The organism is Allocoleopsis sp. (genome assembly GCF_036703385.1).
Classification (GTDB): domain Bacteria; phylum Cyanobacteriota; class Cyanobacteriia; order Cyanobacteriales; family Coleofasciculaceae; genus Allocoleopsis.
The window spans coordinates 1-3,514 of sequence record NZ_DATNPA010000153.1 but is presented as its reverse complement, the minus strand read 5'-3'; the positions used below and the strand labels follow the sequence as shown (position 1 = coordinate 3,514).

3 protein-coding genes and 2 pseudogenes are annotated in these 3,514 nt (G+C 45.3%); 1 reads left to right on the top strand and 4 read right to left on the bottom strand.

Annotated elements, in window-relative coordinates:
- Positions 1-269: 269 nt before the first annotated feature.
- The 3 genes and pseudogenes from V6C93_RS07690 to V6C93_RS07680 all read right to left on the bottom strand — a co-directional run.
- A pseudogene (locus tag V6C93_RS07690) lies at positions 270-653 on the bottom strand (Uma2 family endonuclease); the annotation flags it as partial.
- Between the two features lie 57 nt (positions 654-710).
- A complete protein-coding gene (locus V6C93_RS07685) occupies positions 711-1,877 on the bottom strand; it encodes a 5-(carboxyamino)imidazole ribonucleotide synthase (protein WP_333476066.1) in 1,167 nt (388 codons plus the stop codon).
- 282 nt (positions 1,878-2,159) lie between these two features.
- Entirely contained in the window at positions 2,160-2,660 is a 501-nt protein-coding gene (locus V6C93_RS07680; protein WP_333476065.1) for a pentapeptide repeat-containing protein, read from the bottom strand.
- Between the two features lie 199 nt (positions 2,661-2,859).
- Here V6C93_RS07680 and V6C93_RS07675 point away from each other — a divergent pair, with 199 nt between their 5' ends.
- Complete coding sequence (locus V6C93_RS07675; RefSeq protein WP_333476064.1) at positions 2,860-3,207, top strand: phage holin family protein; 348 nt, start codon at positions 2,860-2,862, stop codon at positions 3,205-3,207.
- Here the strand turns inward: V6C93_RS07675 and V6C93_RS07670 are convergent.
- Positions 3,179-3,514: pseudogene (locus tag V6C93_RS07670) on the bottom strand (precorrin-3B C(17)-methyltransferase); the annotation flags it as partial. The gene V6C93_RS07675 and the pseudogene V6C93_RS07670 sit on opposite strands and share 29 nt — an antisense overlap.

The window sequence follows — 3,514 nt, the reverse complement described above, 5'->3', positions numbered from 1 at the left end:
GCGACATCCTTCTAGCGTGTTTAGCTGATGAAGTTGAGTTACATGCTCCTCAAATTCTTCCTTCTCGTCCAATCTTCCTCTCCAATAAACCCCTGTTCCTGGAGACACAACACTGTCGCCAAATCTAAACCTGGCATCAGATAGATGAATATACTGGCGAGGAGGAAGTTCTTCTAATCCTTGCTCTCTTCGGGTTTCTGAAGCCTCTTGACTTGAAGTTTAATTATTAAATTAAAGCTATACCGTTATGCAATCTCACTAGAACAATGCTATGTCAACTGTTCCACAAACATCGCATGTTCCCTCGAAGCCAACCCCTCCTGCAACACCGACAATACCCTCGCCATATTTCCGGCTAACAAATCACCTGCTGCTAACCACAATCCCGGAAACACTCGACTCCGTATCACATTACCTTCATCCACTGGCAGAGAAACATACTCACCCTGCTCTAAGTAAAACCAATCGAGTCTCTGCTCAAATACTTGCCAAACAATATACTCTTGAACTCCATTGCGACGATACGCCCGTTTCTTGTCATGCAAATCGCTCGCCACACTACTTGCCGCAATCTCTGCCACCAATTCCGGCGCACCCTCAACATAATCGTCCTCGCTGAGTCTTGCCTGCCCACCACATTTTTCATTAATCAGGAATTTTAACCATAAATTGCAGTTTTAGCAGGCTGTCAATGTCTCCATCCTTAAATCTTATCTGCTATACCAAAGAGACTCTATTTCCTTAGCCTTCGCCTCTGCCTCAGATAGTTCTTGAGAATCTAGTAAAACCGTAATATGACCTAACTTACGTCCAGGGCGAGATTCGCTTTTCCCGTACCAATGGACGAAAGCCCCAGGCAGACTCGCCAACTTCTGCCGCTTTTCCAGATAGTCATTCTGGGAATATTCATAACCCAAAAGATTAACCATCACCGCACTGTTACATTTAAGCGCTGGACTTCCCAACGCTAAACCCGTAACCGCCCTTAGTTGTTGTTCAAACTGAGACGTTTCACAAGCATCGAGGGTATAATGCCCGGAATTGTGGGTGCGAGGCGACACTTCATTCACCAACACTTTGCCATCCTTAGTCAAAAACAATTCAAGGCCGAAGATGCCGACAACTTGTAAACTATTCAAGAGAGTATGTGCGATCGCCTCAACTTCTGCCACCACCTCTGCACTCACCTGTGCAGGTACAATAACACGGCGACAAACTTGTTCTTCTTGCTGAGTTTCCACCACTGGATAAACAACAACATCTCCAGCCATAGAACGGGCAGCCATAACGCCTAACTCTCGTTCAAAAGGAATAAATTCCTCTAGCAAAACGGGTGTATGTCCTAACTTTTTCCAACTTTCCTCTAAGCTACTGCTGTCTTTAATAATAAAAGTGCCTTGACCATCATAACCGTGGCGTCGCGCTTTGAGGACAAGGGGGAAATCTAACTCATTTAAATTCATCGGTTGCCCAAAGGATGCGGCATGAGTGAATTCCTCATTCCCCACTTCCCCTTCAAGCGTCATAAAACCAGGCTGAGGGATGCCAATCTCTTCCAAATAACAGCGCTGGTGATACTTATCCAATAATGGCGCTAACGCTTCTAAGCGTGGGCGAAAGCAGATACCCTGCTGTGCCAAAGGCATCAACGCTTTTAAGTTGATAAACTCATTTTCAAAGGTGATAACATCACAGCGAGTTGCGAGTTCGGCGGTAGCAGCCGCATCATCAATGGGGGCAAAAATAGTTTCAGTTGCGATGTCAACCGCTGGATCGGTAGGATGGGGCGTCTGAATAAGGAGTTCAATCCCTAATGCCTGACGCGCATCCGCCATCATCCAAGCGAGTTGCCCTCCACCAATCACACCAACACGCATAATCTTTATTCTGTGCGACTACATTAGAACCAATATTTTCTCACTTTAATCCATTATTCACTGACTTTTCTCCCGATAAGGAGATAGTTGAACATCTCTGCCTTTTCTTTGACATCAATCGCACCCCGTTCTTCAAAAAGATATAGCAGTCCTCAATAATCTATAAGAACCTCCCTTTCTCTTCTTTGCGCTCTCTGTGCCTGGATTGGTTCGTTAAAAAAAGCAAATCTCACAAATGATTTAGGATTTCCATAGTTATAAAGATAGACTTAAACAAAACAATCAACGACAACCCAACGACTCGCGAGTCGAGACACCCGTTTGTGAATTTACACCCGTGGCTTTAGTACAGAGTTCTTTGATTTGGGCACCATCGAGAATTGCATCACTGAAATCTGCACCCCTAATATCAACATTGTCAAAGGTGGAGCGCAGCATGATACTCTCCGTGAGAACAGCATCACTTAAATCAGCATTTGTGAAGCTCACCTGATCGATCATTGCATTACTTAAATCCGCCCCATGTAAATTGGCCTGAGTCATCACCGAGGCACTAAAAATTGTTCCCTGCAAGTCAGCACCCGTAAAGTTAGCCCGTTCTAAATTAGCATTAGAAAACTCAGCAGCCCGTAACGTTTGACCCGAAAAATCCTTGCCTTTTAGTTCTGCATTGCTATAAGACAAAGGAGGCGGATAATATTTAGTCGCCTGTGCTAATGCAGGTAGGGGACAGCACAAAACAATCAATGCCAAGAGGAAGGTAGCGAGTCGCCGAAAAATCATAGTTAATTCACACTTCACATGGGTGGTGAGTCGCTCTCAATCGCTAAATTTGAGCGCAAATCTACTTTGCCTAGTGTGCCATTGAACGGTTGAACCGCCAACTATACCTTAGAGCTAAAGTGTTGCAAACACCCACGGACGAACAGGCCAATCTCCAGGTAGGATGAGGATACTGTATAGAAGTTGTTCAACAAAGGTCATGCCAAACTTCTTGTTGACTTGGCTGCTTGCGGCTGTGTCATTGGTGATTACAGCTTATCTAGTACCAGGCTTTGTGATCAAAAGTTTTGTTGCTGCTTTGATAGCAGCATTGATTTTGGGGTTAGTCAATGCGATCATAAAACCGATTTTAGTCGTTCTGACGCTGCCAATTACAATTGTGAGCCTAGGCTTGTTTTTGTTTGTGGTGAACGCCCTCACGCTTTGGCTAGCCGGTTCTATTATCTCTGGTTTTCGTGTCACTGGCTTCATACCTGCTTTGATCGGCTCAATTGTCCTAACTATAGTGAGCAGTGTACTTAACCATTTGGTTGGCGATCGCATGTAGGTGAATTCACTCCTGTTGATTCGCCCTCAAAGCCGAGATAACCTCGTGGGGTAATCATCCAATCCCCATGAGTTCCGGTGCTTTGGTTGCCAATCAGCACTGTCGTGAGCATATCAATGGGCGCTTCTAGGAGTTTTTCTAAAGTAGTGAGCGTAATCTGTTCATCTTGTCGATAGGCGGAGCGAACCAGGGCTACAGGCGTCATCGGCGTGCGATACTTTAAGAAGATAGCTCTGGCTGTGGCAATCTGCTCGGTTCGAGTGCGCGATCGCGGATTATACAACGCCGTGACAAAATCAGCTTGGGC